The 26,593-nt window shown below is 60.6% G+C and carries 26 protein-coding genes and 1 pseudogene; 16 read left to right on the forward strand and 11 right to left on the reverse strand.

From position 1 onward, the window contains the following. Positions 1-33: 33 nt before the first annotated feature. Together ACP7EW_RS10290 and ACP7EW_RS10295 are read left to right on the forward strand one after the other, a co-directional pair. Complete coding sequence (locus ACP7EW_RS10290; RefSeq protein WP_012722379.1) at positions 34-981, forward strand: LysR substrate-binding domain-containing protein; 948 nt, start codon at positions 34-36, stop codon at positions 979-981. Positions 982-1,193: 212 nt separating this feature from the next. Then, positions 1,194-1,604, forward strand: coding sequence for an HPF/RaiA family ribosome-associated protein (locus tag ACP7EW_RS10295; RefSeq protein ID WP_016978251.1), 411 nt, complete (start codon positions 1,194-1,196; stop codon positions 1,602-1,604). A gap of 64 nt (positions 1,605-1,668) precedes the next feature. On the opposite strand, the gene fecA is transcribed toward ACP7EW_RS10295, so the two are convergent. The 3 genes from fecA to ACP7EW_RS10310 all read right to left on the reverse strand — a co-directional run bounded on the left by fecA (position 1,669) and on the right by ACP7EW_RS10310 (position 5,523). Then, positions 1,669-4,005 (reverse strand): TonB-dependent Fe(3+) dicitrate receptor FecA, encoded by a 2,337-nt coding sequence (fecA, locus tag ACP7EW_RS10300; RefSeq protein WP_426216840.1) that lies wholly within the window; start codon positions 4,003-4,005, stop codon positions 1,669-1,671. 91 nt (positions 4,006-4,096) lie between these two features. Further along, entirely contained in the window at positions 4,097-5,038 is a 942-nt protein-coding gene (locus tag ACP7EW_RS10305; protein WP_426216842.1) for a FecR domain-containing protein, read from the reverse strand. Next, a complete protein-coding gene (locus ACP7EW_RS10310) occupies positions 5,035-5,523 on the reverse strand; it encodes a sigma-70 family RNA polymerase sigma factor (protein ID WP_028618974.1) in 489 nt (162 codons plus the stop codon). Before ACP7EW_RS10310 ends, ACP7EW_RS10305 begins: the two co-directional genes overlap by 4 nt. 170 nt (positions 5,524-5,693) lie before the next feature. On the opposite strand from ACP7EW_RS10310, the gene ACP7EW_RS10315 reads away from it, so the two are divergent. Genes ACP7EW_RS10315 through ACP7EW_RS10335 form a run of 5 tightly spaced genes read left to right on the forward strand, consistent with a single transcriptional unit; the run spans position 5,694 to position 9,442 of the window. Continuing rightward, a complete protein-coding gene (locus ACP7EW_RS10315; RefSeq protein ID WP_025999879.1) occupies positions 5,694-5,996 on the forward strand; it encodes a DUF3649 domain-containing protein in 303 nt (100 codons plus the stop codon). Then, a complete protein-coding gene (locus ACP7EW_RS10320) occupies positions 5,993-7,567 on the forward strand; it encodes a PepSY-associated TM helix domain-containing protein (RefSeq protein ID WP_426216844.1) in 1,575 nt (524 codons plus the stop codon). The genes ACP7EW_RS10315 and ACP7EW_RS10320 overlap by 4 nt, the downstream gene beginning before the upstream one ends. Beyond that, the gene (locus ACP7EW_RS10325) at positions 7,568-7,894 is read left to right on the forward strand and encodes a DUF3325 domain-containing protein (RefSeq protein WP_426216846.1); all 327 of its coding nucleotides are present in this window, start codon (positions 7,568-7,570) and stop codon (positions 7,892-7,894) included. 7 nt (positions 7,895-7,901) lie between these two features. After that, positions 7,902-8,468, forward strand: coding sequence for an RNA polymerase sigma factor (locus tag ACP7EW_RS10330; protein ID WP_177111678.1), 567 nt, complete (start codon positions 7,902-7,904; stop codon positions 8,466-8,468). Beyond that, positions 8,465-9,442: a FecR family protein gene (locus ACP7EW_RS10335; RefSeq protein ID WP_426216848.1), complete on the forward strand. Its 978-nt coding sequence runs from the start codon at positions 8,465-8,467 to the stop codon at positions 9,440-9,442. Before ACP7EW_RS10330 ends, ACP7EW_RS10335 begins: the two co-directional genes overlap by 4 nt. On the opposite strand, the pseudogene ACP7EW_RS10340 reads toward ACP7EW_RS10335, so the two are convergent. After that, positions 9,443-9,539 (reverse strand): annotated as a pseudogene (locus ACP7EW_RS10340) (glutaredoxin family protein); the annotation flags it as partial. 99 nt (positions 9,540-9,638) lie between these two features. On the opposite strand from ACP7EW_RS10340, the gene ACP7EW_RS10345 reads away from it, so the two are divergent. Then, positions 9,639-10,142, forward strand: coding sequence for a GNAT family N-acetyltransferase (locus ACP7EW_RS10345; protein ID WP_061435425.1), 504 nt, complete (start codon positions 9,639-9,641; stop codon positions 10,140-10,142). Positions 10,143-10,164: 22 nt separating this feature from the next. Here ACP7EW_RS10345 and ACP7EW_RS10350 read toward each other — a convergent pair whose 3' ends face one another. Then, the gene (locus tag ACP7EW_RS10350; RefSeq protein ID WP_426216850.1) at positions 10,165-10,515 is read right to left on the reverse strand and encodes a glutaredoxin family protein; all 351 of its coding nucleotides are present in this window, start codon (positions 10,513-10,515) and stop codon (positions 10,165-10,167) included. Further along, positions 10,515-11,519 carry a nucleoid-associated protein YejK gene (gene yejK, locus ACP7EW_RS10355; RefSeq protein ID WP_010212893.1) on the reverse strand — a complete coding sequence of 335 codons (1,005 nt, stop codon included), beginning with the start codon at positions 11,517-11,519 and terminating at the stop codon, positions 10,515-10,517. The genes ACP7EW_RS10350 and yejK overlap by 1 nt, the downstream gene beginning before the upstream one ends. 396 nt (positions 11,520-11,915) lie before the next feature. On the opposite strand from yejK, the gene ACP7EW_RS10360 reads away from it, so the two are divergent. Continuing rightward, positions 11,916-12,197 (forward strand): HU family DNA-binding protein, encoded by a 282-nt coding sequence (locus ACP7EW_RS10360; RefSeq protein WP_003188840.1) that lies wholly within the window; start codon positions 11,916-11,918, stop codon positions 12,195-12,197. 64 nt (positions 12,198-12,261) lie between these two features. Here ACP7EW_RS10360 and rlmF read toward each other — a convergent pair whose 3' ends face one another. The 5 genes from rlmF to ACP7EW_RS10385 all read right to left on the reverse strand — a co-directional run bounded on the left by rlmF (position 12,262) and on the right by ACP7EW_RS10385 (position 18,705). Continuing rightward, on the reverse strand, positions 12,262-13,281 hold the full coding sequence (gene rlmF / locus ACP7EW_RS10365; RefSeq protein WP_133074557.1) for a 23S rRNA (adenine(1618)-N(6))-methyltransferase RlmF: 1,020 nt from the start codon (positions 13,279-13,281) through the stop codon (positions 12,262-12,264). Positions 13,282-13,393: 112 nt separating this feature from the next. Beyond that, complete coding sequence (locus ACP7EW_RS10370; RefSeq protein WP_426216853.1) at positions 13,394-16,240, reverse strand: valine--tRNA ligase; 2,847 nt, start codon at positions 16,238-16,240, stop codon at positions 13,394-13,396. A 100-nt stretch (positions 16,241-16,340) separates the two neighbouring features. Then, complete coding sequence (locus ACP7EW_RS10375) at positions 16,341-16,724, reverse strand: DNA polymerase III subunit chi (protein WP_426218045.1); 384 nt, start codon at positions 16,722-16,724, stop codon at positions 16,341-16,343. A 7-nt stretch (positions 16,725-16,731) separates the two neighbouring features. Then, positions 16,732-17,160 (reverse strand): DNA polymerase III subunit chi, encoded by a 429-nt coding sequence (locus ACP7EW_RS10380; RefSeq protein WP_033902453.1) that lies wholly within the window; start codon positions 17,158-17,160, stop codon positions 16,732-16,734. Positions 17,161-17,214: 54 nt separating this feature from the next. Then, positions 17,215-18,705, reverse strand: a complete 1,491-nt coding sequence (locus tag ACP7EW_RS10385; RefSeq protein WP_426216855.1) for a leucyl aminopeptidase — start codon at positions 18,703-18,705, stop codon at positions 17,215-17,217. Between the two features lie 282 nt (positions 18,706-18,987). Between ACP7EW_RS10385 and lptF the strand changes: the two genes are divergently transcribed. From lptF to recO, 7 genes are all read left to right on the forward strand, one after another. Then, positions 18,988-20,106, forward strand: coding sequence for an LPS export ABC transporter permease LptF (gene lptF / locus ACP7EW_RS10390; RefSeq protein ID WP_028618984.1), 1,119 nt, complete (start codon positions 18,988-18,990; stop codon positions 20,104-20,106). Further along, positions 20,099-21,178, forward strand: a complete 1,080-nt coding sequence (lptG, locus tag ACP7EW_RS10395) for an LPS export ABC transporter permease LptG (RefSeq protein WP_033902451.1) — start codon at positions 20,099-20,101, stop codon at positions 21,176-21,178. The genes lptF and lptG overlap by 8 nt, the downstream gene beginning before the upstream one ends. A 151-nt stretch (positions 21,179-21,329) precedes the next feature. Next, positions 21,330-23,129 (forward strand): translation elongation factor 4, encoded by a 1,800-nt coding sequence (gene lepA, locus ACP7EW_RS10400; protein WP_003210439.1) that lies wholly within the window; start codon positions 21,330-21,332, stop codon positions 23,127-23,129. Positions 23,130-23,134: 5 nt separating this feature from the next. After that, on the forward strand, positions 23,135-23,989 hold the full coding sequence (lepB, locus tag ACP7EW_RS10405; RefSeq protein ID WP_033902450.1) for a signal peptidase I: 855 nt from the start codon (positions 23,135-23,137) through the stop codon (positions 23,987-23,989). Between the two features lie 150 nt (positions 23,990-24,139). Further along, positions 24,140-24,829: a ribonuclease III gene (gene rnc / locus ACP7EW_RS10410; RefSeq protein WP_033902449.1), complete on the forward strand. Its 690-nt coding sequence runs from the start codon at positions 24,140-24,142 to the stop codon at positions 24,827-24,829. Continuing rightward, complete coding sequence (gene era / locus ACP7EW_RS10415; RefSeq protein ID WP_033902448.1) at positions 24,822-25,724, forward strand: GTPase Era; 903 nt, start codon at positions 24,822-24,824, stop codon at positions 25,722-25,724. The genes rnc and era overlap by 8 nt, the downstream gene beginning before the upstream one ends. Before the next feature lie 144 nt (positions 25,725-25,868). Further along, entirely contained in the window at positions 25,869-26,558 is a 690-nt protein-coding gene (recO, locus tag ACP7EW_RS10420) for a DNA repair protein RecO (RefSeq protein ID WP_426216859.1), read from the forward strand. Positions 26,559-26,593: the final 35 nt, after the last annotated feature.

The following is a 26,593-nucleotide window of genomic DNA, read 5'->3' on the forward strand; positions in this document are numbered from 1 at the left end:
ATCCTAAGACACCCTTTAGCAGGACTAAACGCTATGACCCGGCCCCTTCATGGCCAGACTTACGTCTGGTTGCACGTGTTTTCCTGTGCTGCGCGGCATTTGTCGTTCACCCGCTGTGCCGAGGAACTGCACATCACGCCGGGTGCAGTGAGCCAGCAGATCCGCCAGTTGGAGGAGCGATTGGGTTTCCGCTTGTTTCATCGGCGCGCGCGTGGGGTGGAGCTGAGTGCCGAAGGGCAGCGATTGGCGACAACGGTAGGGGAGGCCTACGGCAGCATCGACGCAGAGTTGCAGCGCCTGGACGCGGGGATGATCAGCGGCACCCTGCGCCTGCGCTCGATACCGTCGTTTCTCGGCAAGTGGCTGACCCCTCGGTTACCGCGTTTGCAGCAGCGCTTCCCGGATATCCAGCTGCGCATGGTCGCAGAGGACAGCAGCATCGCCCTGCATGAGGGCGACTTCGACCTGGCCATTGACTTGAACGACGGCAGCTACCCTGGCCTGTTATCCACAGCCCTGCTGGACGAACAGATTTTCCCCGTTTGCGCCCCGAGCCTGCTGCGCGGCCGGCCACCGCTGCATGGTCCCGCCGACCTGGTGCATTTCCCACTGCTGCATGACATCACCGCCTGGCGTGGGAGTTATGAGTACGCTGAGTGGGAGTTTTACCTTAACGCTATCGGCTATCACGACGCCGACGTGCGCCGTGGCCATACCTTCAACCGCAACCACCTGACCATCGAAGCCGCCATCGCCGGCATGGGCGTGGCCATTGCGCGGCGCACCTTGCTCAACGATGAGCTGGAGCGCGGCACCTTGATCGTGCCCTTCGGCTTGGCCGTGCCTAACCACAAACGTTACGTGTTGCTCTATGCGCCAGGCGCACTGAGCCATCCGGGCGTACGCGCGGTGCACGATTGGCTGGTTGAGGAAGCAGGGATTTTCCGTGGATTGCACCCGTTGGGAGAGGGGCAATTGTGAGGTTGGCGGGCCGTAAGAAGATGTAACTAACTCCCCACCCTAACAGCGTTTTTGCTCGTAGTCAGACTTAATTTGTAATGTGGGATTTATCTTTGCAAAGGGGTTGAATTGTTCTGCTGACTGCTCAATTGTATAATCAAGAGGTCATGGTTTCACCGACCCGGTGTTGCAGTTGTGACCTCTCGCGAGCTAGCTGAAATAAGGGAAGAACTATGCAAATCCAAGTCAATAGCGATAACCATATTGAAAGCAGCATCCGACTGGAGGAGTGGGTACGTACGACCATTGAGAGCACGCTCGAACGTTACGAAGAAGACCTGACCCGAGTGGAGGTCTACCTGCGGGATGAGAACGGTGATAAGCCCGGTCCCCACGATTTAAGTTGCCGCCTGGAAGCGCGGCCAAAAGGCCATCAACCGCTGTCCGTGCTGCACAAAGCCGATACCCTGGAACAGGCGATCGACGGTGCGGCGACCAAGCTGGACCATGCGTTGGAACATCTGTTCGGCAAACTGCAAGGCAAGCCACGCGCTGCCGGGAAAAACCAGCCGACCACCAAAGTCAACGAAGATGAGCTTGAGCAGGAGTTTCTGGAAAAAGAACGCGCCGTGTTCAACGGCTGATAGCTTTCTCACGCTCCACTAAAAACGGGCCTGCATTTGCAGGCCCGTTTTCGTTTGGGTGGCGTTAGAACGCAATGGAGGTCTGCACGTAGACCGTGCGGGGTTCGCCGACGTATTTACCCTTGTTGTTATCGTCGAACGAGCGGGTGAAATACTGGGTGTTGAAGATGTTTTTCACACCCACTGCCACATTCAAATCCGACAGTTGCGGGCCGAAGTCATACGCCGCGCGGCTACTGAACAACATGTAGCCAGGGATGCGTCCGTTGGCGCCGTTGGCGGTTTCCTTCTCGGTGTTGGCGTTGTCGGCGAACTGGCTGCTCTGGTAGCTGCTGTCCAGGTTGAGTTTCCAGCGGCCTTCGGTGTAACCCACGCCAAGGGTGCCTTTGTGCTTGGACGAGAAGGGCACGCGATTACCTTTGTTCGGGCCGTCTTCGCGGATGGTCGCGTCGACGTAGGCGTAAGTGGCGTACACATCGAAGCCAGCCAGGGCCGGGCTCAAACCGTCGAGCGCGTAGTTGACGCTGGTCTCGATACCCTGGTGGCGGGTTTCGCCACGGGCAATCACCGAGTCGTTGGTCTGGTTGCTTTCGTACTGGTTGTCGAAGTTGATCAGGAACGCACCGATTTCCGCACGCAAGGTGCCGTCGTCGTAGCGGGTACCGAGTTCCCAGGTACGGGCTTTTTCCGGTTTCACTTCGCCGCTGGTCACGCGGTTCGGCATCTGGCTGTACTGCACGCTGCCGAACGAACCTTCGGTGTTGGCGTAGAGGTTCCAGCTGTCGCTGAGGTGGTACAGCACGTTCAGTGCCGGCAGCGCGGTGTTGTAGTCGCCTTTGTATTTGACGTTGGTCAGGTTGTTGGTCTGCTGGGACTCGATCATCTCGTAGCGAACGCCCGGCGTGATGGTCCACTTGCCGATATCGATCCGGTCATCAATGAAGAACGCATTGGCTTCGGTGCCGCCACGGGTGTCGCGGTCGTTGCGGCTGTCGGTGGTGGGGATCTGCTGGTTGGCAGCGATCGGCGTGCGGTAACGCAGTTCGTGACCGGCCTCGTTGATGTAGCGGTAACCGACGCCGACTTCATGGCTGGTCGGCCCCAGGTCAAAGCCTTGGGCGAAGCGGGTCTCGATGCCACGTACCCAGTATTCGCGCGGGGACAGCGAAAGGAACGTGCCCTGGTCCAGGTAACCGCTGCGCAAGGTCTTGGTGAAGAAGCTGTTCACGGTGAACTCGCGGCGATCCTGCTCATAGCGATAGCCGACGTTGAACATCGTACGGCGGCCCCAGAATTTGTCGTAGGGGCGGGTGGACTGATAGGGATCCGCTTTGTAGTCCGCGACGTTCAAGCCCCCCGGCATATCGGCCTGGCCTTCGTAGTACTGCGCCATGGCGTTGAAGCTGTTGGCGTCATCCAGTTGGTATTTGCCCTTGAGGATCAGGTCGTCGATACGCGTATTGCTGTTTTCGCGCCAGTCGCCGCCACGGGTGCCGGAGTACAGAATCGCGCCGCCCAGGCCGTTGTCAGCCGTACCGCCGGCCAGCAAGTTGCCGGTGGTCTTGAAGCCGTCGTGGCTGGAAGATGGGCTGGTTTCGGTCTGCAAGCCGCCTTTGACCGTCGGTGCATCCGGGATCGCGCGGGTCACGAAGTTGACCACGCCGCCCACGTTCTGCGGGCCGTAGCGCACCGCACCGCCGCCGCGCACTACGTCGACCGCGTCCATGTTGCCCATGCTGATCGGCGCAAAGGAAAGCTGCGGCTGGCCGTAGGGCGCGAACGGCACCGGAATGCCATCCATCAGCACCGTGGAGCGCGACGCCAGGCGTGGGTTGAGGCCACGAATGCCGAAGTTCAGTGCCATGTCGTGGCTGCCGGTGCCGTTGTTGTCCGGGGCGTTGACGCCGGGAATGCGGTTGAGCACGTCCTTGGCCTGGGTGGCGCCCTGGCGTTCGAATTCTTCACGGCGGATCACATCGCGGGCGCCGGGGTGTTCGAACACATTGGTCTGCGCTGCGTCGCCCAGCCAGTCGCCGACCACGCTGGAGGTGCCCAACTCAATGCTGGCCGGTGCCGTGGTCGGTTGCAGGCTGTAGGCATTGTCGCCTTCGGCACGGGCTTGCAGGCCGGTGCCTTCCAGCAATTTTTGCAGGCCGTCCGCAGCGCCGTAGTTGCCGGACAAACCACGGCTCTGCATACCCGCCGTCACTTCGGAACCGAAGGAGATCAACACGCCGGCTTCGCGGCCAAACTGGTTCAGTGCTGCTTCCAGCGACGTCGGGGCGATGTGATAGGGCTTGGCGTCGGCCGCCATCACCGGGGGCAGCACAGTCAGACTGAGGCTGGCGCCGAGTAGGAGTTGGCGCACGGTGCGGGCAAGAAGCGTCGGTTGCTGGGGCATGAAGGGCGGTCCTGAGAAGGAAGGATCAAGGTGGCTTTCCTTCTCTGTCACGCGAGGGGTGGAAAACGGCTCACTATTTCTTGAATTAATTTCAGGCGCGTGCCTGCACGGTCACCCAGTAGCGGGTAAAGCGCCGCACCTTCACCGGCAGGCTCACTTCCAGCAGGTCGAGAATGCGCTCGCTGTCGTCCAGCGGGTAGCTGCCGGAGATCAGCAGGTTGGCTACCTGTGGGTCGCAATTGACTTGGCCACGGCGATAACGGCCGAGTTCGCCGAGGAAATCTTCCAGGCGCATGTGGGCAGCAACCAGCATCCCGTCGGCCCAAGCGCGGCTGTTGGCGTCGGTGGGGCGCGGGGTGTCCCAGCCTTTGCGGGTGAAGTTGACCTGGTGCGCGGCTTGGACGCTCAGCGGCAGGCCGGTGTAGGTGTTGGGCATCACGTCGACTTGTCCGTCGAATACCGCCAGTTGGGTGTGATCGTTGAACTGCCGCACATTAAAACGCGCCGTCTGGCTAGTGAGCAGGCCCTGGCCGGTCAGCACCTGCAACGGGGTGCTGCCCGCGATACCGGTCAGCAGGATCTCACCTTCAAGCAGGCGGATCAGCCGTTGCTGGCCGTCGAAATGCACATCCACCGCGGTGCCGGTGTTGAGCTGCAACTGACTGCCATCGGCCAATTGCACCTTGCGTCGCTGGCCAACGGGGCTGCGATAGTCGGCGGTCAGCGGCGGCAGGATATGTTGCTGGCGCAGGCTCCAGGCGGCAGCGGAACCGGCGCCGAGGATCAACAGCAACTTCAACGCCTGGCGACGGCTGGTGGAAGTTGGCGCATTCAACGCCGCATGGGCCAGGGGCGAGGGCATGCCGCGCAGGCGCTGGTTGACGCGCTGCATGTGGTCCCAGGCGCGCTGGTGTTCGCTGTGGGCGTTCAACCACTGTTGCCACGCGGCTTGCTGGCGTGGGTTGAGCGCGCCTTGCTGCATTTCCATCAACCAATGCACGGCTTGTTCGGCGACTTGGGTGGAGAAGTTCATAGGGCGAAGTAGCAGCGCATGGCCGCTTTGCTCAGGTGGCGTTTGACGGTGGCGATGGAAATGCCCAGTTCCGCGCCGATTTGCGCGTAGGTCAGGCCATCGAGTTGGGCCAGCAGGAACGCACGTTTGACCTGGACGGGCAGGCCGTCGAGCAGTTGGTCCAATTCAACCAGGGTTTGCAGGATGATTGCGCGTTCTTCTTCCGACGGTGCCACGTGCTCGGGCATCTGCGCCAAGGCGTCGAGGTAGGCGCGCTCCAGATCCTGGCGGCGGTAGAAGTTGAAGAGCACACGCTTGGCGACTGTGGTGAGGAACGCGCGGGGTTCGATCAGCGTGGGTGTTTCCCGCGCGGTGAGCACACGGATGAAGGTGTCCTGGGCCAGGTCGGCAGCGCTTTCCGGGCAGCCGAGCTTGCGTCGCAACCAGCCGGTGAGCCAGTGGTGATGGTCGTTGTACAACACTTCGACGGTATTGGACGGGCTCAACGCGAACACTCCACAAGCATCGCCATGCTTTAGAGAACAAGAATTGTTCGCATTGTAGGGCCCGCGACGGGCTTCGGCAATCCGTCAGGGCAGGTCTTTCATCCGTTCTGTTTTGCTTATGAGAATATTTATCATTAATATTGCGGCCTGATGAACCTGGCGCCTCCCGCATGAAAAGCAAAACCTCGCTGCCTGTCTCCTATCGCCTCGCCGTTACCTCGCGCGTGCTGGCTGCCGTGGTGGGTGGCTATTTGATGGCTTCCCTGGCCAGCATCTGCCTGGCGCTGTGGATGCCGACGTCCCGCGCCGATGCGGTAATCACTGGGATGATGAGTTCTTTCGTGTTCTACCTGCTGGCGGTGCTCTGGTGTTTCGCCTGCCGCAGCGCCGCGCGCGCCTGGTTTGGCGTGATGCTGCCGAGCGCGGTATTTGCCACCCTGGCGGGTGTGGGCTTCTGGATGGCACGCACATGAAAGAGGGCTTCCGCCAGGCCATGGCCTGGTTGCACACGTGGGCAGGGCTGATCTTTGGCTGGCTGCTGTTTGCGATTTTCCTGACGGGCACCTTGGCGTATTTCAAGGATGAGATCAGCCATTGGATGCAGCCTGAAGTGCAGGCCCGCCCCCTGGACGACGCGCGTAGCCTGACGGTCGCCCAGACCTATCTGCAGCAAGTCGCGCCGACCGCTGCACGCTGGTTTATCACCCTGCCGGACAGCCGCGACCCCGGCCTGTCGGTGATGTGGCAAGACAAGGTCGACCCCGGCAAACGCGGCAACTTCATCCAGAAAACCCTCGACCCCGTCACCGGCCAGGCCGTGCAAGCCCGTGAAAGCATGGGCGGCGAATTCTTCTATCGTTTCCATTTCCAGTTGCAAATGCCCCATCCCTGGGGCCGCTGGCTGTCGACCATCGCCGCAATGGTGATGTTCATCGCCTTGATCACCGGCATCATCACCCACAAGAAAATCTTCAAGGACTTCTTCACCTTCCGCCCCCGCAAGGGCCAGCGCTCCTGGCTCGATGGGCACAACGCGGTCGGCGTGCTGGTGTTGCCCTTCCATCTGATGATCACCTACAGCAGCCTGGTGATCTTTATGAGCATGGTGATGCCGGCGCCGATCCTGGCTTCCTACGGCGGAGATACCCGAGCGTTCTTCAGCGAAGTGTTCCCGAATACCAACAACGCGCCGGCAACGGGTCAGCCAGGCACATTGCTGCCGCTGATGCCGATGTACGAGCAAGCGCGGGCGCAATGGGCCGGTGGCCATGTGGGGCGTGTCGCCGTGAATAACCCCAGCGATGTGAACGCCTCGGTCAATGTGTTCCGCGCGGGTTCCGACAGCGTGGTGCATGATTTTGGCAGCACCGTGTCCTTCAACGGCACCACCGGCGAGCTGGTGCGGGTCAGTGGCGGGCAGTCGTTGCCTTCTGCTATCGGCGGTACTTTCTATGGCCTGCACATGGGCCACTTCGCCGGTCCGGTGTTGCGCTGGTTGTACTTTATCTGCGGCCTGGCGGGCACGGCGATGATTGGCACCGGGCTGGTGATCTGGCTCGGCAAGCGCCAGATCAAACATGCCAAGGCTGCGGTCATGCCGTTTGAGTTGCGCTTGGTGGAAGTGTTGAACATCGCCAGCATGTCCGGACTGATGATCGCCATTGCGGCGTTTTTCTGGGCTAACCGTTTATTGCCGGTGAGCTTTGCCGAGCGTTCCGATTGGGAAGTGCAAACCTTCTTTATCGCCTGGGGGCTGAGCCTGTTGCACGCCCTGCTGCGTCGCGGTCGCCAGGGCTGGGTCGAGCAACTGAGCTTCGGCGCGTTGCTGTTTATTGCCGTCCCACTGCTCAATGCGCTGACGACATCGCACCACCTGGGCGTTTCGCTGGCAACCGGCGACTGGGCCATGGCTGGCTTCGACTTGACCTGTCTGGCCAGTGGCGTTTTTCTCGGCTGGGCCGCCTGGAAGATGCGGCGTCGCACCGCGCCTGTGCCTAAAGCAGAGCGCGCACGCCCCCTGACGCTGAAGCAGGAGGCGAACTGAATGCTGCTCGCGCTGCTGATGTGCTATGCCGGGTTCACTGCACTGTGCCTGTCCACTGACCGTCACCACGGCGAGTTGCTGCACAGCAAACCTTCGCCCGGTCGGCGCCTGGGCTTGCGGGTGATCGGTTGGTTGTTGCTGGTGGTGTCGATCTGGCCGGCAGTGGATGTCGCCGGTTGGGGCCGGGGCCTGGTGGAGTGGTGCGCCGTGCTGATGCTCAGCGCGTTGCTGCTGGTGCTGTTGTTGCCGTACCGGCCAAGGCTGGCCTTGATCCTGGCGGGCATTGGTCTGCTCGCCAGCCCCGTTGCAGCCTTCGCCACTTTCTGAGCCCGTCATGATGATCAGCACGCCACCCGAATCCCAGGACAGCCCGCACGCTGATGCGGCGGGTGGACGTGCGCATTTCCTGCAGGTGTTTTTGTCCCAGCGTTCGCAGATGGAAGCCTTGGTGAGTCGCCGCGTGGGCTGCCGCGCCACGGCGGCCGACCTGGTGCAGGATCTGTTCCTGCGTTTCTGGCGCCGGCCGTTGGTGCAGGTCGAAGAACTCAGCACCTACCTGCTGCGCTGTGCCGGCAACATCGCCATCGACCACCTGCGCAGCGAAGGCGCGCGGGTACGCAGCAGTGAGGGCTGGCTACCTGAACAGCAAGACAACCAAAGTTCTGAACCCCAGGCGGCCTTGGAAGCCGGCAATGACCTGCGCCACGTCGAAGCCGCCTTGCGCAGCCTGCCGGAGCGTACGCGGCAGATTTTCCTGCTCAACCGCATCCACGGTCGCAAGTACGCGGAAATCGCCAAGGCCATGGGCCTGTCCCAAAGTGCTGTGGAAAAACATATGATGCGTGCCCTCGAAGCCTGCAAAGCCAGCCTTCGCGAACCATCGCCAGGGAAAGCACCGTGAACGTCACTCCTACGCCCGCCCAGGAACAAGCCGCACTGGCCTGGTTGAGCCTGCTGCATGACCAGCCCAGCAGTGGCGACCAGGCCACTTTCAGCCAGTGGTTGCGGGCAGATCCGGCGCACGTCGAGGCCTATTCCCAGGCCCAAGTGTTGTGGGAGTTGAGCGAAGTGCCAGCGCGCAAGCTGGCCGACGAAGAGGCGTTGGTGTTGCAGGGCTACCTCAATGCGATGAAGACCCCGAAACGCTCGCGGGTCGTGCGTTGGTCCGGCGCCTTGGCGATGGCTGCGTGCCTGCTGTTGATGGTTTCCATGGGCGCCGGCTGGCAGCCGTCACGCTGGGTCGATGATTTCGGTGCCGACTACGTGACCGCGCCGGGTGAAGTCAAAACCGTCACGCTGGCGGATAATTCCCAAGTCACCCTCGATGCTGACAGTGCGATTGCCGTGGATTTCAACCATGGCGAACGGCATATCCAGCTGCGTCGCGGGGCCGGTTTTTTCAGTGTGACCCACACCGGGCAGCCCTTTGTAGTGGGGGCGGGCAGCGGTGAAACGCGCGTGCTGGGCACGCAGTTTGAAGTACGCCTGCAACCGGCAGGCGCTCAGGTAACGGTGTTGTCCGGGCGGGTTGGCGTGACGCCGTCCAAGCAAGGTGCGCAGCAAATTCTTACGGCGGGACAGCAAGTGGCCTACGTAGACGGCGTTGCTGACCCTCTGCACGCGGTGGACAGCGAATCACGCCTGGCCTGGCGCGACGGTTGGCTCAATTACTACAAGGCGCCGTTGGCGGACGTGGTCAAGGACCTGGAGCGTTACTACCCAGGCCGCATTCTGTTGCTCAACGAAGCGATGGGCGCCAAGCGCGTCAGCGGCAGTTTCCCGAGCAAGGACCCGCAGGCGGTGTTGAATGCCTTGCAAGCCGTGCTTGGCTTTGAGCAGCACACAGTATTGGGACGGATGATCGTGGTGCGCTGATTATTTCAGCGCCGCGATGATCTTCTCGGGGTTGTAATTGCGAATCAGCGTGCCGTTCACGTCCGCGAACGGAATCCGCCCCACCCAACGCCTCATACCTGCTTGGCGGGGAGACAGCACAGCTTTTGTGTCGTAGGCTAGGCATGATTTATGCGGTCCTTGATGGGCGCCGCCGGATAAAAATTGAGCGCTCAGGATGCAGTTACAGTTTGCCGCCACGGATAACCCTTCGGTCACGCTTGTCGTGACTCAACCCAGCGACTTCGAAGCGCTTGTCGCCCTTCGGATTGAAGCCATGCGTGAAAGTCTTGAACGTATTGGCCGATTCGACCCTGTACGCGCCCGAGAGCGTTTTCGTGAGGGCTTTAGTGCCACCTTCACTCGCCATATCGAGGTTTCCGGCCAGCGGGTGGGTTTCGTGGTCGTTAAACCTGATTACGATGGGTGGTTGCTTGATCACCTGTACATCAAGCCCAACGCACAGGGGGTGGGGATCGGTTCGGTTGTCCTTCGACACATCTTCATGGAGGCGGATTCTGCGGCCATGACATTGCGGGTGGGTGCCCTCAGGGAAAGCGCTTCAAATCGTTTTTATACGCGGCATGGCTTTCAGTTCGTCGAAAGTAGCGAATTCGACAATTACTATGTTCGCAGCCCTCAGGACAATCACACGTATCTGAACAGAAAACCCACTTCCTGATCCCGACGTTGAGTAGGTTGGTTTATTTCAAAGCGGCCATGATCGCTTCCGGGTCGTAGTCACGGATCAGCGTGCCGTTCACGTCTACAAACGGAATCCCGCCCCCGCCCAACGCCTCATACGCCTTGCGCGCCTGGGCATCCTTCTCGATATCGACCGCCTGGTAGGGAATGCCTTTCTGGTCCAGAAAGCGGCGGATCTGCTTGCAGTAACCGCACCACTCGGTGGAATAAAGCACCACCCGCGCCGAAGCGCGTACCTGCTCGGGCGCTACTTGCGATGGATTGAACACCCGCTCGATCTTGCCCCAGTTCTGGATCACCACCACCACCAGCAACACCAGCAGGACTTTCTTGAAAACCCCGCCGAGCATCAGTTACGGCGCTTGAGCTGATCAGTCAGTTGAGTCGGCAGCCCCTTGATGATCAAGGTGCCGGCAGCTTCGTCGTACTCGATCTTGTCGCCCAGCAGGTGCGCTTCGAAGCTGATGGACAAGCCTTCGGCACGGCCGGTGAAGCGGCGGAACTGGTTGAGGGTGCGCTTGTCCGCCGGGATTTCCGGCGACAGGCCGTAGTCTTTGTTGCGGATGTGGTCGTAGAACGCCTTAGGCCGATCTTCATCGATCAACCCCGAGAGTTCTTCCAGGCCCATCGGTTCACCGAGCTTGGCCTGGCTGCTGGCGTAGTCCACCAGGGTCTTGGTTTTCTCGCGGGCGGATTCGTCCGGCAGGTCTTCGCTTTCGACGAAGTCACTGAAGGCCTTGAGCAAGGTGCGGGTCTCGCCCGGGCCGTCGACGCCTTCCTGGCAGCCGATGAAGTCGCGGAAGTATTCCGAGACCTTCTTGCCGTTCTTGCCCTTGATAAACGAGATGTATTGCTTGGACTGCTTGTTGTTCTGCCACTCCGACACGTTGATGCGTGCCGCCAGGTGCAATTGGCCGAGGTCCAGGTGGCGCGAAGGGGTCACGTCCAACTCGTCGGTCACCGCCACGCCTTCGCTGTGGTGCAGCAGGGCGATGGCCAGGTAGTCGGTCATGCCCTGTTGGTAGTGGGCGAACAGCACATGGCCGCCGGTGGAGAGGTTGGACTCCTCCATCAGCTTCTGCAGATGCTCGACCGCCGTACGGCTGAAGGTGGTGAAATCCTGACCACCGTCGAAATACTCCTTCAACCAGCCGCTGAACGGGTGCGCGCCGGATTCGGCATGGAAGAAACCCCAGGCCTTGCCTTGTTTGGCGTTATAGCTCTCGTTGAGGTCGGCAAGCATGTTCTCGATGGCGGCCGACTCGGCAAGCTCGGAGTCGCGGGCGTGGAGAACTGCAGGTGTGCCGTCGGGTTTTTTGTCGATCAGGTGGACGATGCAATGACGGATCGGCATAGGCTTCTCGGCTGGTTGAGCGGGGAGCGGTGGGCCTCCCCGAAAAGTCGCCAAGTGTACCGCACCATTGGCCGAGACGGGCTTCGAAGGGTGTTTTGGTCGCCGTCCGACGGGTCATATGCCTTTTTTTCACGGTTTAGAGCGATAAAGCTGACCAAATGGGTAGGTAGAAGCGGATATTTCCCTGTCTCTGTGCTAGTTTTGCCCCGTCTTACGCCAAGTCTCGGCGATAAGCGTGCATTCAGCATCTGTCAGGTCGAACCAATCCCCGTTTCAAGCATCTATAACCCCGATCTCCGTGGTTATAGCCGGGGGTGCCAGGCCTAGACGGTCGGGCTCGACGGCTGACACTGCACTCTGCAATCCATATGAATTTGATAGGGAAGGAACACCACAATGGCTATTACTAAAGACCAACTGATCGCTGACCTGGCTGAAGCAGTAGACGCACCGAAAACCACCGTGCGCGCTCTGCTGGACCAACTGAGCCAAGTTGTTGCTGACCAGCTGGAAAACGGCGGCGAAATCACTCTGCCAGGCGTTGGCAAACTGAAAGTGACCGAGCGTCCTGCCCGTACTGGCCGTAACCCTTCGACTGGCGCTGCCATCGAAATCGCTGCCAAGAAAGTTATCAAGCTGGTTGTGGCCAAAGGCCTGACCGACGCTGTTAACAAGTAAGACGCAGCAAAAAAAACCGTGCTCCGGAGCGATCCGGGCACGGTTTTTTGTTGCCTGCGATATGTCAGTCGCGAACCCAGCGCTGGCGCCAGATCTGTTGCTCGTTCTTGGTCTGGAAGGTCCACGCCACAAATCGGCTCTGCTTCTGACCCTGGGACATTTCCACCACCTGGCTTTCCAGGACACCGGCCTTTTTCAGGGCGGTCTCGATGGCGGGCAAGTTCGATGCTTTTGACACCAGGGTGCTGAACCACAACACCTTGTGGGCAAAATGCGCGCTCTCGGCGATCAGTTGCGTTACAAAACGTGCTTCACCGCCTTCACACCACAGCTCGGCCGATTGGCCACCAAAGTTCAGCACCGGCAACTTGCGCTTCGGATCGGCCTTGCCCAGGGCGCGCCACTTGCGTTCGCTGCCCTTGGTCGCTTCCTCCATGGACGCATGGAACGGCGGGTTGCACATGGTCAGGTCAAAACGCTCGCCCGGCTCCAGCAGGCCCAGCAGGATCTGCTTGGGATTGGTTTGCTGACGCAACTGGATGACCTTGCTCAGGTCGTTGGACTGCACGATGGCCTTGGCCGCAGCCACGGCGATAGGGTCGACTTCCGAACCGAGGAAATTCCAGCGGTATTCCATGTAGCCAATCAGCGGGTAGACGCAGTTGGCGCCCATGCCGATGTCCAGCACCTTGACGATAGAACCGCGCGGGATCTTGCCATCGTTGGTGCTGGCCAGCAGGTCAGCCAGGAAGTGTACGTAGTCCGCACGCCCCGGTACCGGTGGGCACAGGTAGTCCTGCGGGATGTCCCAGTGCTGGATGCCATAGAAGGCTTTCAGCAGCGCTCGGTTGAACACCCGCACCGCATCCGGGCTGGCGAAGTCGATACTTTCCTTGCCGTACGGGTTAATGATCACGAATTTCGCCAGTTCCGGCGTGGTCTTGATCAGCGCCGGGAAGTCGTAACGGCCTGTGTGGCGGTTGCGTGGGTGCAGGGTCGCCTCTTTGCGCGGCGCGACGGGCTTGGCCGGGGCGGCGGTTTTAGGCTTCTTGCGTGGAGGCTTGGGCGTGCTGGGGGCGGTCATGATGATTCTGGTGTTGGCTCAAAGTGGTGGGCATTGTCCCACATTCTCCGGCGACTTACGGCAGGCATAAAAAAAGAGACCCGAAGGTCTCTTTTTTCACACGGTTTACACCTTACAGGCTGGAAATCCGCGCATGTTGCTCTGCCAGCTTGCCCAGGGCCTGTTCAGCCTCGGCCAGCTTGGCGCGTTCTTTCTCGATCACTTCAGCCGGTGCCTTGTCGACGAAGGCCGCGTTGGACAGCTTGCCGCCCACGCGTTGCACTTCGCCTTGCAGGCGGCCGATTTCCTTGTCGAGACGCGCCAGTTCGGCATCTTTGTCGATCAAGCCGGCCATCGGGACCAGCACTTCCATTTCGCCAACCAGTGCGGTGGCGGACAGCGGTGCTTCGGCGCCGGCTGCCAATACGGTGATCGACTCCAGCTTCGCCAACTTCTTGAGCAGTGCATCGTTCTCGGTGAGGCGACGCTGATCTTCAGCGCTGGCGTTCTTCACAAACACCGCCAATGGCTTGCCCGGCCCGATATTCATCTCGGCACGGATGTTACGCGTGCCCATCATCAGCGTCTTGAGCCACTCAATATCGCTTTCAGCGGCCTCATCGATACGCGCTTCGTTGGCCACCGGCCAAGGCTGCAGCATGATGGTCTTGCCTTCGATACCGGCCAGCGGCGCCAGGCGCTGCCAGATTTCTTCGGTGATGAACGGCATGAACGGGTGTGCCAAACGCAGCGCCACTTCCAGTACGCGCACCAGGGTGCGACGGGTGCCGCGCTGGCGTTCGACCGGCGCGTTTTCGTCCCACAAGACTGGCTTGGACAGTTCCAGGTACCAGTCGCAATACTGGTTCCAGATGAACTCGTACAAAGCCTGTGCGGCCAGGTCGAAACGGAACTGGTCGAGTTGGCGGGTCACTTCGGCTTCGGTGCGTTGCAGCTGCGAAATGATCCAACGGTCGGCCAGGCTCAGCTCATAGGCTTCGCCGTTCTGGCCGCAGTCTTCGCCCTTGTCCAGCACGTAGCGCGCCGCGTTCCAGATCTTGTTGCAGAAGTTGCGATAGCCTTCGACGCGGCCCATGTCGAACTTGATGTCGCGACCGGTGGACGCCAGCGAGCAGAAGGTGAAGCGCAGGGCGTCGGTGCCGTAGCTGGCGATGCCGTCGGCGAACTCGTCGCGGGTCTGCTTTTCGATCTTCTTCGCCAGTTTCGGTTGCATCAGGCCCGAGGTGCGTTTCTGCACCAGGGTTTCCAGGTCGATGCCGTCGATAATGTCCAGCGGATCCAGGACGTTGCCCTTGGACTTGGACATCTTCTGGCCCTGGCCATCACGCACCAGGCCATGCACGTACACGGTCTTGAACGGTACCTGCGGCGTGCCATCCTCGTTCTTCACCAGGTGCATGGTCAGCATGATCATCCGGGCAACCCAGAAGAAAATGATGTCGAAGCCGGTGACCAGTACGTCGGTGGAGTGGAATTTCTTCAGGAATTCGGTCTGCTGCGGCCAGCCCAAAGTGGAGAACGTCCACAGGCCCGAGCTGAACCAGGTGTCCAGTACGTCGTTGTCCTGTTGCAGCGCAACGTCGGCACCGAGGTTGTGCTTGGCGCGCACTTCGGCTTCGTCGCGGCCTACATAGACCTTGCCCGACTCGTCGTACCAGGCCGGAATGCGGTGGCCCCACCACAACTGACGGCTGATGCACCAATCCTGGATGTCACGCATCCACGAGAAATACATGTTTTCGTACTGTTTCGGCACGAATTGGATGCGGCCATCTTCCACGGCGGCGATGGCAGGTTCTGCCAACGGCTTGGTGGACACGTACCATTGGTCGGTCAACCACGGCTCGATCACGGTGCCGGAACGGTCGCCTTTCGGCACCTTCAGGCCGTGGTCGTCAACGCTCACCAGCAAACCGGCAGCGTCGAAGGCGGCGACGATCTGCTTGCGTGCTTCGAAACGGTCAAGGCCGGCGTATTCGGCCGGGATCTTGCCGTCGATGCTGTCGTTCAGCGTACCGTCCAGGTTAAACACCTGGCAGGCTGGCAGTACGGCGGCGTTTTTGTCGAAGATATTCAGCAGCGGCAGGTTGTGGCGCTTGCCGACTTCATAGTCGTTGAAATCGTGGGCCGGGGTGATTTTCACGCAGCCGGTGCCGAATTCAGGGTCGCAGTAGTCGTCCGCGATAATCGGGATGCGGCGGCCGACCAATGGCAGCTCGACGAACTTGCCGATCAGCGCCTGGTAGCGCTCGTCGTTCGGGTTAACCGCGACGGCGGCATCGCCGAGCATGGTTTCCGGACGGGTGGTGGCGACGATCAGGTAGTCGTTGCCTTCAGCAGTCTTGGCGCCGTCGGCCAACGGGTACTTGAGGTTCCACAGGAAGCCTTTCTCGTCGTGGTTTTCCACTTCGAGGTCGGAAATTGCCGTGTGCAACTTGGTGTCCCAGTTGACCAGGCGCTTGCCGCGGTAGATCAGGCCGTCTTCATGCAGGCGCACGAAGGCTTCTTTCACGGCTTCCGACAGACCGTCGTCCATGGTGAAGCGCTCGCGGCTCCAGTCGACGGACGAGCCCAGGCGACGGATCTGACGGCTGATGTTACCGCCGGACTGGTCTTTCCATTCCCAGATCTTTTCCAGGAATTTCTCGCGGCCCAGGTCGTGACGGCTCTGGCCGGTGGCTTCGAGTTGGCGTTCCACCAGCATCTGGGTGGCGATACCGGCATGGTCGGTACCCGGTTGCCACAGGGTGTTGCGGCCCTGCATGCGGCGGAAACGGATCAACGCATCCATGATCGCATTGTTGAAGCCATGGCCCATGTGCAGGCTGCCAGTGACGTTCGGTGGCGGAATCATGATGGTGTAGGAATCGCCCGCGCCTTGCGGGGCGAAATAATTCTCGGATTCCCAGGTGTTGTACCAGGAAGTTTCGATGGCGTGCGGCTGGTAGGTCTTATCCATGCGCGGCGGGACCCTAGTTGGCATTATTCAGGAAAGCCGGCAAGTATAACGGGGGATAGGGGAGAGGGGTAGGAGCGAGCAAAATCGCTCCTGATAGGACTTATGACTGGTATTGGCTCAACAACCGCTCCATCCGCGCATCCAGCCGGCGCTTGATCTCGGTCTCGATATGCGGGGCAAAGTCGTCGATCACGTCTTGCATGATCAACTGCGCGGCGGCGCGCAGTTCGTTGTCCAGATGCAGCAGCAAGGCATCTGGCCCTTTTTCAGCAGCGGCAGGTTCGACGGCGGGGGCTACCGCAACCGGCTCCGGCTCGACGGGTTTGCCGCCGACCATGTCGAACAACAGCGGAATCTGTACCTCGCCCTCGACCGATTCGGTCAACAGCGGCGGTTGCAAGTCATCATCACCGAGCAACTGACGGATCGACTCTAGGTCGTCCAGCAGGTGGTCGTCTTTTTTTATAGGGTTGGGATTGTCCATCATGTACTCAAAGTCGTTGTAGCCGGTGATCTTGCAGAGGATAGCCCTGTTCGCGGTAGAAACGGAAACTCTCCCGCGCGGCCTGACGAATCGCCGGGTCTTCCACCACCACTTCCGCCACACGGGCGAAGGCCTTGGCGAACGGCGGTACTTTCAGGTCCAGGTTGACCAGCAGGTCCTGGTGATCGCCACAACTGTCGCCTAAACCCAGGACAACCAGGCCGTCGGGTTCGGACTCGGCGGGGCCGTGAGGCACGAAACTTTCGCCCTTGAAGCGCCACAGGCGGGCATCCAGCTCATCGCGTTGGGCGGCATCGCTGCAATGCAGGTAGATGCGGTGGCCCATGCGCCAGGCTTTTTCGGTGAGTTTGCAGGCAAAGTCCAGGCGCGCGAGCGGGTCGGCGCTGGGCAATATATAGAAGTCGACTTGGGTCATTGCGGTTCCTGAGGCCGGGGCGGTGAGACAATCACCACCCCGGCGTCTTCAGTTTCAGGCCTTGGCGCGATCCAGCAGGTACTGGGTCAGCAGGGGAACCGGACGGCCGGTTGCGCCCTTGTCCTTGCCGCCACTGGTCCAGGCCGTGCCGGCGATGTCCAGATGCGCCCAGTTGAAGTTCTTGGCAAAGCGCGACAGGAAGCACGCAGCGGTGATGGTGCCGGCTTTCGGACCGCCGATGTTGGCGATGTCGGCGAACGGGCTGTCCAACTGCTCCTGGTACTCATCGAACAGCGGCAGTTGCCAGGCGCGGTCGTCGGCGGCTTTACCGGCGCTGAGCAGTTGCTCGATCAGCTCATCGCTGTTGCCCAGCAGGCCCGAGGTGTGCGAACCCAGGGCGACGATGCAGGCGCCGGTCAGGGTCGCGATGTCGATCACCGCCTGTGGCTTGAAGCGCTCGGCGTAGGTCAGGGCATCGCACAGCACCAGGCGGCCTTCGGCGTCGGTGTTGAGGATTTCGACGGTCTGGCCGCTCAGGGTAGTGACGATGTCGCCGGGACGGGTCGCGCCGCCGCTCGGCATGTTCTCGGCACAGGCCAGGATGCACACCAGGTTGATCGGCAGCTTGAGTTCCAGCACTGCGCGCAGGGTGCCGAACACGCTGGCGGCGCCGCCCATGTCGTACTTCATTTCGTCCATGCCCAGGCCCGGCTTGAGGCTGATGCCGCCGGTGTCAAAGGTGATGCCTTTACCGACGAGGGCGTAAGGTTTCTCGGACTTCTTGCCGCCGTTGTATTGCATCACGATCAGGCGAGGCGGCTGGTCGCTGCCCTGGCCCACGGCATAGAACGAGCCCATGCCCAGTTCCTTGATCTTCTTCTCGTCCAGCACTTCGACTTTCAGGCCCTTGAACTCTTTGCCCAGCGCCTTGGCTTGTTCGCCGAGGAAAGTCGGGTGGCAGATGTTCGGCGGCAGGTTGCCCAGGTCACGGGTAAACGACATGCCGTTGGCGATGGCGGTGGCGTGAGTCACGGCGCGCTCGACTTCAGCCTGGGCGGCCTTGATGGTCAGCAGGGTGATTTTCTTCAGGGCGCGGGGTTCGGCCTTGGTGCTCTTGAACTGGTCGAATAGGTAGCCGCCGTCCACCAGGCTCTCGGCCAGCAGGCGGGTCTTGCCGTAGCTGTCACGGCCTTTGACCACGACTTCATCGAGTGCAAGCGTGGCGTCGCTGCCGCCCAGGCCCTTGAGGGTGGTGAGGATGCCGCTGACGATTTTGCGGAACGGACGGTCGCCCAGTTCAGCGTCCTTGCCCACGCCTACCAGCAATACGCGGTCGGCTTTCAGGTTGGGCAGGCTCTGCAACAGCAGGCTCTGGCCGACTTTGCCGGCCAGGTCGCCGCGCTTGAGCACTGCGCTGATGGCGCCGCCGCTGAGTTCGTCGAGTTGCTTGGCGGCAACGCCGAGCTTGCGGCCTTCGCCGATGGCGACCACGAGGGTGGCGGTTTTCAACGTTTCGGGGCTAACGCTTTTTACAACCAATTCCATTTTCGGGTCCCTTATAAGGTCGGTTAGCCAGGAGTCTGTACTCCGGCTTTAATACCAGGCAGCTGTGTAAGCCGCCGGCGACAAAGGCCGCAGTTTGAACCTCGCCGGCGGAGCCTGACAACCCTTGTCACCCGCTTTGTGCACGTGCATGAGCAAGCTCCGTGACAGGCGCGGTCAATCACAGGATAATGCGCCATCTTTTTAGCCGGCCTGTGCAAACGGGCTGACTCGGTATGCTTGCTTGTTTGGCCGCCTTAGCCTGACAACCCTGGAGTGTCTGGTTTGATCGTCTTCCGTTATCTGTCCCGCGAAGTCCTGTTGACCCTGAGTGCCGTGAGTGCGGTGTTGCTGGTCATCATCATGAGTGGTCGTTTCGTCAAATACCTGGCCCAGGCTGCCTCCGGCGCACTGGATCCGGGCTCGCTGTTCCTGATCATGGGCTTTCGCCTGCCGGGCTTCCTGCAGCTGATCTTGCCGCTCGGCCTGTTCCTCGGGATCCTGCTGGCCTACGGCCGGCTGTACCTCGAAAGCGAAATGACCGTGCTCTCAGCCACCGGCATGAGCCAGCAACGCCTGCTGGGCATGACCATGATCCCGGCCGCTGGCGTCGCGCTGATCGTCGCCTGGCTGAGCCTGAGCCTGGCCCCCCAAGGCGCCATGCAATTCCAGCTGGTACTGAACAAACAGGACGCGATGACCGAGTTCGACACCCTCGAGCCAGGCCGCTTCCAAGCGCTCAATGACGGTTCGCGGGTGACCTACACCGAGACCCTGACCGACGACCGTGCCAACCTGGGCGGCGTGTTCATCTCCGAGAAGCGCCTGGGGCAGGACAAGAAAGACCGGGGCATTTCCGTGCTGGTGGCCGATTCCGGTCGCCAGGAAGTGCGTCCTGACGGCAGTCGCTACCTGATCCTGGAAAATGGCTATCGCTACGATGGCAGCCCGGGCATGGCCGATTACCGTGCGATCAAATACGACACCTATGGCGTGATGCTGGCCCGTCCGGATATCAGCGACGAAGTCACCGACCGCGACGCCATCCCGACCACCGAGCTGTTCGGCAGCAAGGAGCTGCGCTCGATTGCCGAGCTGCAATGGCGGATTTCCCTGCCGCTGCTGGTGTTTATCGTGACCTTGATGGCGGTGCCGCTGTCGCGCGTCAATCCGCGTCAGGGCCGCTTCCTCAAGCTGTTGCCGGCGATCCTGCTGTACATGGCTTACCTCACCATCCTGATTTCCGCCCGTGGTTCCCTGGAGAAGGGCAAGCTGTCGCCAACCCTGGGCCTGTGGTGGGTGCACGGGATATTCCTGGTGATTGGCCTGGGCCTGCTCTATTGGGAACCGATCCGTTTGAAAATGATGAGCCGTCGTGGCCAGAAGGAGTTGGCTCGTGGCTAAGCTCGATCGCTACATTGGTAGCAGCGTACTGATCGCCATCCTGGCGGTGTTGGGCATCATCCTCGGCTTGGCGTCGTTGTTCGCCTTCATCGATGAAGTGGGTAACGTCACCGACACCTACACCGTGTGGGACGTGCTGAGCTACGTGGCCCTCACCGCGCCGCGCCGCCTCTACGACATGATGCCGATGGCCGCTCTGATCGGCTGCCTGATCGGCCTGGGCAGCCTGGCCAGCAACAGCGAACTGACCATCATGCGCGCCGCCGGCGTGTCCATCGGTCGTATCGTCTGGGCGGTCATGAAGCCCATGCTGCTGCTGATGGCGTGCAGCGTGCTGATCGGTGAATACGTCGCGCCGCCGGCCGAAACCACGGCCCAGGCCAATCGTGCCCTGGCCCAGGGTTCGGGCGACGCACAAAGCTCCAAGCACGGCCTGTGGCACCGCCAGGGCGATGAATTCATCCACATCAACGCCGTGCAGCCGGGTGGCCTGTTGATTGGTGTGACGCGTTACACCTTTGACAAAGAACGCCACCTGCTGTCGTCGAGTTTCGCCAAACGTGCGCAATACAGTGGCGAAAAGTGGCAACTGAGCGACATTACCACTACGTATTTCCGCAACATCGACAAAGGCTCCAACGCCAGCACCGAAGTGATCAATGTGCCTAGCGAAGAGTGGGACATCGCCCTTAAGCCGCAATTGCTCAATACTGTGGTGATGATCCCGGAAAGCCTGCCAATCTCCGGTCTGTGGGGTTACATCCACTACTTGAAGGACCAGGGCCTGAACAACGGCCGCTACTGGCTGGCATTTTGGGTCAAGGTGTTGCAGCCAGTGGTAACCGCTGCACTGGTGCTGATGGCGATTTCCTTCATCTTCGGCCCGTTGCGTTCCGTGACCCTCGGTCAGCGCGTGTTCACGGGTGTATTGGTTGGCTTCACCTTCCGCATCGCCCAGGACCTGCTTGGCCCGTCGAGCCTGGTGTTTGGCTTTTCGCCGCTGTTTGCGGTGCTCGTGCCCACAGCCATCTGCGCCCTGGCCGGCTTCTGGCTACTGCGCCGCGCCGGTTGATTGCGCGCTTATGAACAAAAAATGCCCCGGTCGAGAGATCGGGGCATTTTTGTTCTGGTCAGCAAAGATGACGTCTGGCCCGAGCATCAGGTACAATTCCCGGCTATTTTTCAGCGGGCAATCTGCCTGCAGCCTTTTTGAGTGTTGATCCGTGAGTGATTTGAGTCATATCCGCAATTTCTCCATCATCGCCCACATTGACCATGGTAAGTCGACGCTGGCCGATCGATTCATCCAGATGTGCGGCGGCCTTGCCGAGCGTGAAATGGAAGCCCAGGTCCTGGACTCCATGGACCTCGAACGCGAGCGCGGGATCACCATCAAGGCCCACAGCGTCACCCTGTACTACACCGCCAAAGACGGTATCAAGTACCAGCTGAACTTCATTGACACCCCGGGCCACGTCGACTTTACCTATGAAGTCAGCCGTTCCCTGGCGGCCTGTGAAGGTGCGTTGCTGGTGGTGGACGCGGGCCAGGGCGTTGAAGCCCAGTCCGTCGCCAACTGCTACACGGCCATCGAGCAGGGCCTGGAAGTGATGCCGGTGCTGAACAAGATCGACTTGCCACAAGCCGATCCGGACCGCGTCAAAGAAGAAATCGAAAAAATCATCGGCATTGATGCCACCGACGCCGTCGAGTGCAGCGCCAAGACCGGCCTGGGCGTCGATGAAGTGCTCGAGCGCCTGGTCAAGACCATTCCTGCGCCAACCGGCAACTACGAAGATCCGCTGCAAGCGTTGATCATCGACTCCTGGTTCGACAACTACCTGGGCGTTGTTTCCCTGGTCCGCGTGCGCCATGGCCGTGTGAAGAAAGGCGACAAGATCCTGGTCAAGTCCACCGGCAAGATCCACCTGGTGGACAGCGTCGGTGTCTTCAACCCCAAGCACACCGCGACCACTGATCTGAAAGCCGGCGAAGTAGGCTTCATCATTGCCGGTATCAAGGACATCCACGGTGCGCCAGTCGGTGACACCCTGACCTTGAGCTCCACCCCTGACGTCGACGTGCTGCCGGGCTTCAAGCGCATCCAGCCGCAAGTCTACGCCGGCCTGTTCCCGGTCAGCTCCGACGACTTCGAAGACTTCCGCGAAGCCCTGCAAAAGCTGACCCTCAACGACTCGTCGTTGCAGTACACCCCGGAAAGCTCCGACGCCCTGGGCTTCGGCTTCCGTTGCGGCTTCCTCGGCATGCTGCACATGGAGATCATCCAGGAGCGCCTCGAGCGTGAATACGACCTGGACCTGATCACCACCGCGCCGACGGTTATTTTCGAGTTGGCGCTGAAAACCGGTGAAACGATTTACGTCGACAACCCGTCCAAGCTTCCAGACCTGTCTTCCATCGAAGACATGCGCGAACCGATCGTGCGCGCCAATATTCTTGTGCCGCAGGAACACCTGGGCAACGTCATTACCCTGTGTATCGAAAAGCGTGGCGTACAGCACGACATGCTGTTCCTCGGTACCCAGGTGCAAGTGACCTACGATTTGCCGATGAACGAAGTGGTGCTGGACTTCTTCGACCGTCTCAAATCCACCAGTCGCGGCTATGCTTCGCTGGATTACCATTTCGACCGTTACCAATCGGCTAATCTGGTGAAGCTGGATGTGCTGATCAACGGCGACAAGGTCGATGCCCTGGCACTCATCGTGCACAAGGACAACGCGCACTACAAAGGTCGCCAGTTGACCGAGAAGATGAAAGAACTGATTCCGCGCCAGATGTTCGACGTCGCGATCCAGGCCGCCATTGGCGGGCAGATCATTGCACGGACCTCCGTCAAGGCACTCAGAAAGAACGTACTGGCCAAATGCTACGGCGGTGACGTAAGCCGTAAGCGAAAGCTGCTTGAGAAGCAAAAGGCCGGTAAAAAACGCATGAAGCAAGTAGGTAACGTGGAAATTCCACAAGAAGCCTTCCTTGCGGTGCTCAGGTTGGATAGTTAGGTCCTATGTCGCTAAATTTCCCGCTGTTGCTGGTCATCGCCGTTGCCGTTTGCGGTCTCTTGGCGTTGCTCGATCTGGTGTTCTTCGCCCCGCGTCGGCGGGCGGCTATCGCGTCCTATCAGGGCAGCGTCAGCCAGCCCGATGGCGTGGTGATCGAGAAGCTGAACAAAGAGCCGTTGCTGGTTGAGTACGGCAAGTCGTTCTTCCCGGTGTTGTTCATCGTGCTGGTGCTGCGTTCGTTCCTGGTAGAGCCGTTTCAGATCCCGTCGGGGTCGATGAAACCTACCCTGGACGTCGGCGACTTCATCCTGGTGAACAAGTTTTCCTACGGGATCCGCCTGCCGGTGATCGACAAGAAGGTCATCGAAGTCGGTGACCCGCAGCGCGGCGATGTGATGGTGTTCCGCTACCCGAGCGACCCGAACGTCAACTACATCAAGCGTGTGGTTGGCCTGCCGGGCGACGTGATCCGCTACACCAGCGACAAGCGCCTGTTCATCAACGGTGAGTCGGTGGCCGAGAAACTGATCGGCTCCGAGCCGAACAGCCTGGGCAGCGCTGAGCTGTACCAGGAAAAACTCGGCACGGTAGAGCACGAAATCCGCAAGGAAATGAGCCGCTACCGCGCACAGCCTGACGGCCAGTGGACAGTGCCGGCCGGGCACTACTTCATGATGGGCGACAACCGCGACAACTCCAATGACAGCCGGTACTGGGATGACCCCAACATTCCCAAGGACCTGCTGGGCATGGTTCCCGACCAGAATATCGTCGGCAAGGCCTTCGCGGTCTGGATGAGCTGGCCGGAACCCAAACTCAGCCACCTGCCGAACTTCTCGCGGGTCGGGCTGATCAAGTAATACAGGCGGCGCTGTGAACACAGCGCCGAATGCTTTTCTGGGGTGGGGACAAATCTGTCCTGCCTCATGCTGTACCAACCAGGATTTGAATTTGAACACTGCGTCAATCGTCGATGGCCGCCGGTGCCACCAAACAGATATGGGTAAACCGTGACCGTTTCTCTAAGTCGTCTCGAGCGCCAGCTCGGCTACACCTTCAAGGACCAGGAATTGATGGTCCTTGCCCTCACACACCGCAGCTTTGCAGGGCGCAACAACGAGCGCCTGGAATTCCTCGGTGATGCCATCCTCAACTTCGTCGCCGGTGAAGCGCTGTTCGAGCGTTTCCCCCAAGCCCGTGAAGGCCAGTTGTCGCGCTTGCGCGCCCGCCTGGTGAAGGGCGAGACCCTGGCCGTGCTGGCCCGTGGTTTCGGCCTGGGTGAGTACCTGCGCCTGGGCTCCGGTGAACTGAAAAGTGGTGGTTTCCGCCGTGAATCGATCCTGGCCGACGCCCTCGAAGCGCTGATCGGTGCCATCTACCTCGATGCAGGCATGGAAGCAGCCAAGGAGCGCGTCACCGCGTGGCTGACCTCCGAGATCGAAAGCCTCACGCTGGTCGACACCAACAAAGACCCCAAGACCCGCCTGCAGGAATTCCTGCAGTCCCGTGGTTGCGAACTGCCACGCTACGAAGTGGTGGATATCCAGGGTGAGCCCCATTGCCGCGTGTTCTTCGTGGAATGTGAAATCACCTTACTGAACGAAAAAAGCCGAGGTCAGGGTGTGAGCCGTCGTATTGCCGAACAGGTAGCGGCCGCTGCAGCACTGATTGCCCTGGGCGTGGAGAATGGCCATGACTGATTCAACCGCAACACGCTGTGGCTATGTTGCCATCGTCGGCCGCCCGAACGTGGGCAAGTCCACGCTGCTGAACCACATCCTCGGCCAGAAACTCGCGATCACCTCGCGCAAGCCGCAGACCACCCGCCACAACATGCTGGGCATCAAGACCGAAGGCACCGTGCAAGCGGTCTACGTCGACACCCCGGGTATGCACAAAGGTGGCGAGAAAGCCCTGAACCGCTACATGAACAAGACCGCTTCGGCGGCGTTGAAAGACGTCGACGTGGTGATCTTCGTGGTTGACCGCACCAAGTGGACCGACGAAGACCAGATGGTCCTGGAGCGTGTGCAGTATGTCACCGGCCCGCTGATCGTCGCGTTGAACAAGACCGACCGTATCGAAGACAAAGCCGAATTGATGCCGCACCTGAGCTGGTTGCAGGAACAACTGCCGAACGCGCAGATCATCCCGATCTCCGCCCAGCACGGCCACAATCTGGACGCCTTGGAGCGAGTGATCGCCGAGCACCTGCCGGAAAACGAGCATTTCTTCCCGGAAGACCAGATCACCGACCGCAGCAGCCGTTTCCTCGCCGCTGAACTGGTGCGCGAGAAAATCATGCGCCAGATGGGCGCTGAGCTGCCTTACCAGATCACCGTCGAAATTGAAGAGTTCAAGCAGCAGGGCAAGACCTTGCACATCCATGCGCTGATCCTCGTCGAACGTGACGGCCAGAAGAAAATCATCATTGGCGACAAGGGCGAGCGCATCAAGCGTATCGGCACCGAAGCGCGCAAGGACATGGAATTGCTGTTCGACTCCAAGATCATGCTCAACCTGTGGGTGAAGGTGAAGGGTGGTTGGTCCGATGATGAGCGTGCATTGCGCTCCCTGGGCTACGGCGACCTCTAACACACCGCGGAACCTCTGTGTGAGCGGGCTTATGTGGGAGCTGGCTTGCCTGCGATAGCGGTGGTGAATTCACTACAGCTTTCGCGGGCAAGCCCGCTCCCACATTGGTTGGTCGCTGTTCTTAAGTTCTGCGAAGAGACTTCCATGTCCCAATCCCCACCCCCCAGCCAACTCGCCTACGTCCTGCACAGCCGCGCCTACCGTGAGACCAGCGCCTTGGTGGACTTCCTCACGCCCCAAGGCCGCCTGCGTGCAGTCTTGCGTAGTGCGCGAGGCAAGGCGGGCACGCTGGCACGGCCATTCGTGGCCCTGGACGTGGAGTTTCGCGGCAAGGGCGAGCTGAAGAACGTCGGTCGCATGGAAGGCGTCGGCACGTCCGCCTGGCTCAATGGCGAGGCGCTGTTCAGTGGTCTCTACCTCAATGAGCTGTTGATCCGCCTGCTTCCTGCCGAAGACCCGCACCCGGCCGTCTTCGATCACTACGCTGCCACCTTGCTCGCCCTGGCCGAAGGGCGCCCTCTGGAACCACTCCTGCGCGCCTTCGAATGGCGCCTGCTCGACGACCTGGGTTACGGTTTCGAACTGGCCAACGACCTGCACGGCAACCCCATCGCCGCCGACGGTATGTACCGCCTGCAAGTCGACGCGGGCCTGGAGCGTGTCTACCTGCTGCAACCGGGTCTGTTCCAGGGCACCGAGTTGCTGGCCATGAGTGAAGCCGACTGGGCCGCACCGGGTGCGCTGTCTGCCGCCAAGCGCCTGATGCGCCAGGCCCTGGCCGTGCACTTGGGCGGACGGCCGCTGGTCAGTCGCGAGTTGTTTCGAAAGCCCTGACAACCCCGTGTATGCTGTGCAGCGTTTCTTTCCCT

The sequence above is a fragment of the Pseudomonas sp. DWRC2-2 genome, from assembly GCF_049897885.1.
In the GTDB taxonomy this organism is placed as follows: domain Bacteria; phylum Pseudomonadota; class Gammaproteobacteria; order Pseudomonadales; family Pseudomonadaceae; genus Aquipseudomonas; species Aquipseudomonas azotoformans_A.